The sequence below is a fragment of the Micromonospora tarensis genome (genome assembly GCF_016803395.1).
Lineage (GTDB): Bacteria > Actinomycetota > Actinomycetes > Mycobacteriales > Micromonosporaceae > Micromonospora > Micromonospora tarensis.
This window is the reverse complement of record NZ_JAEVHL010000438.1, coordinates 1-2,583: the sequence shown is the minus strand read 5'-3', so window position 1 is coordinate 2,583 and position 2,583 is coordinate 1. Positions and strand designations below refer to the sequence as shown.

Sequence of the window (2,583 nt, the reverse complement as noted above, 5' to 3'; positions counted from 1 at the left end):
CTGCGGCAGCGCGGCCGGCCGGCGGCGAGGGTGTACGCCACGTCGAGCGCGACAGCTCCGGCCGGGTGTCGACCCGCGCCAGCAGCCGGACCGCCTGCGCCCGCAGCGCCTGCTCGGTGTGGCCGGAGAGCAGCCACGGCAGGACGGTGCCGACCGGGGCGGCCTCTGCTGGCTCCGGCTCCGGCTCCGGAGTCTCCTCGACGATCACGTGCGCGTTGGTGCCGCTGACCCCGAACGACGACACCCCGGCCCGCCGTGGACGCTCGGAGCGTGGCCACCGTTGCGCCTCGGTGAGCAGCCGGAGCGCGCCGGCCGTCCAGTCCACGTGCGGGGTCGGCCGGGCGGCGTGCAGCGTGCGCGGCAGCAGGCCGTGCCGCAGGGCGAGCACCATCTTGATGACGCCGCCGACCCCCGCGGCGGCCTGGGTGTGGCCGATGTTCGACTTCAGCGAGCCGAGCCAGAGCGGACGGTCCCGGTTGGCGCCGAACACGCCGATCAGCGCGTCCGCCTCGATCGGGTCGCCGAGGGCGGTGCCGGTGCCGTGCGCCTCGACCGCGTCCACGTCCTGCGGGCCGAGCCGGGCGGCGGCCAGCGCGTCGCGGATCACCCTTTGCTGGGCCAGGCCGTTCGGCGCGGTCAGGCCGTTGCTGGCGCCGTCGGAGTTGACCGCGCTGCCGCGCAGCAGGGCCAGCACCGGGTGGCCGAGGCGACGTGCCTCGGAGAGCCGTTCCAGCAGCACCAACCCGACGCCCTCGCCCCAGGAGGTGCCGTCGCGTCGGCGGCGAACGCCTTGCACCGCCCGTCCGACGCCAGGCCGCCCTGCCGGCTGAACTCGGTGAACGCGGTAGGGGTGGCCATCACCGTGGCACCGCCGGCCAGCGCCAGCTGGCACTCTCCCCGCCGTACGGCCTGGGCGGCCAGGTGCAGCGCGACAAGCGACGCCGAGCAGGCGGTGTCCACGGTGACCGCGGGACCCTCGAACCCGAACGTGTACGACACCCGTCCGGACACGACACTCGCCGCGTTGCCGGTGATCAGGTAGCCCTCGGTGCCCGCGTCGGCCTGTGCCAGCGCGCCGTAGTCCTGACCGTTGGTGCCCACGAACACCCCGGTACGGCTGCCGCGCAGCCCGGTCGGGTCGAGGCCGGCGCCCTCCAGCGTCTCCCAGGCCACCTCGAGCAGCAGCCGCTGCTGCGGGTCCATCGACCGGGCCTCCCGTGGGCTGATGCCGAAGAAGCCGGGGTCGAAGTCGCCGGCGTCGGCGAGGAAGCCGCCCTCGGTGTGGCCGGTGCCCGGGACGCCCCAGCGGCGATCGGCCGGGACCGGCCCGATGGCCTCGCCGCCCCGGGCCAGCAGGTCCCAGAACTCGTCGGGGCCGCTGACGCCGCCCGGGAAACGGCAGCCCACCGCCACGATCGCGATGGGCTCGGTAGCGGTCTCGGCGAGCCGCCGGTTGTCCTCTTTGAGACGTTTGTTGTCTCGCAGGGCGGCACGGAGTGCCTGCACCAATTCGGTGGCGTCGCTCACCGATCCCCGCCTTCCAGTGCCAGGCGGACCAGGGCCGCGGCGGTCATCGTGTCGAACTCGTCGGTGTCGGTGTCGGTGTCGGTGTCGGCTTCGGCGGTCGCCGCGTCGGCCGGGGCGAGCAGGTCGTGCAGGTGCTCGGCGAGCGCCGCCGGTGTCGGATGGTCGTACAGGGCGGTCGCCGGTAGCCGCACCCCGGTGACCGTGGCGAGCCGGTTGCGCAGCTCCAGCAGGGTCAGCGAGTCGAAGCCCAGTTCCCGGAAGACGACGTGCGGGCTGACGGTCTGGGTCGAGTCGTGGCGGAGCACTGTCGCGGTGTGCGCGCGGACGAGGTCGAGGACCAGGTCGGCGCGTTCGGCCGGGGAGCACGCCGCGAGTTGGGCGGCGATTTCGGCGCCGGTCGACGCCTCGGTGTCGGGCGGCACGAGATCGCGCAGCAGCGGGCTGGGGCGTACCTCGGTGAAGGCCGCGCCGAAGCGGGCCCAGTCGATGTCGGCCACCGCGACGCAGGTCTCGTCGGCGTCGAGGGCGGCCCGCAGCGCCGACAGCGCCCGCTCCGGCGGCATCGGCACGATCCCGCGTCGGCGCAGCCGCTCACCGACCGCACCGTCGGCGAGCCCGCCGTCGGCCCAGGCACCCCAGGCCACGGAGGTCGCGATGCGACCCTCCGCGCGCCGGTGCCGGGCCAGGGCGTCCAGGTAGGAGTTGGCAGCCGCGTAGTTCGCCTGGCCGGCGTTGCCGACCAGACCGGCGAACGAGGAGAACAGCACGAACGCGTCCAGGTCGTGCCGGGCGGTCAGCTCGTGCAGGTGGCGGGCGGCCACCGCTTTCGGCGCGTCCACGGCGGCGAACCGCTGCGGCGTCAGGTCCGCGATGAAGCCGTCGTCGAGCACGCCGGCGGTGTGGAAGACGGCGGTCAGCGGGACCTCGGCCGGCACGTCGTCGAGCACCCGGGCCAGCGCCGCCCGGTCAGCCACGTCGGCGGCGCACACGGTGACCCGGCTGCCGAGCGCGGTCAGCTCGTCGGCAGGGCGGCCGCGCCGGGCGCGTCGGGGCCGC

General features: G+C 75.3%; 1 protein-coding gene and 1 pseudogene. Both read right to left on the bottom strand.

Annotated features, from left to right (window positions below):
- A pseudogene (locus JM949_RS35210) lies at positions 1 to 1,527 on the bottom strand (type I polyketide synthase); the annotation flags it as partial.
- Positions 1,524 to 2,501 carry a beta-ketoacyl reductase gene (locus JM949_RS35205; protein ID WP_456320248.1) on the bottom strand — a complete coding sequence of 326 codons (978 nt, stop codon included), beginning with the start codon at positions 2,499 to 2,501 and terminating at the stop codon, positions 1,524 to 1,526. The pseudogene JM949_RS35210 and the gene JM949_RS35205, both read right to left, overlap by 4 nt.
- Positions 2,502 to 2,583 lie beyond the last annotated feature (82 nt).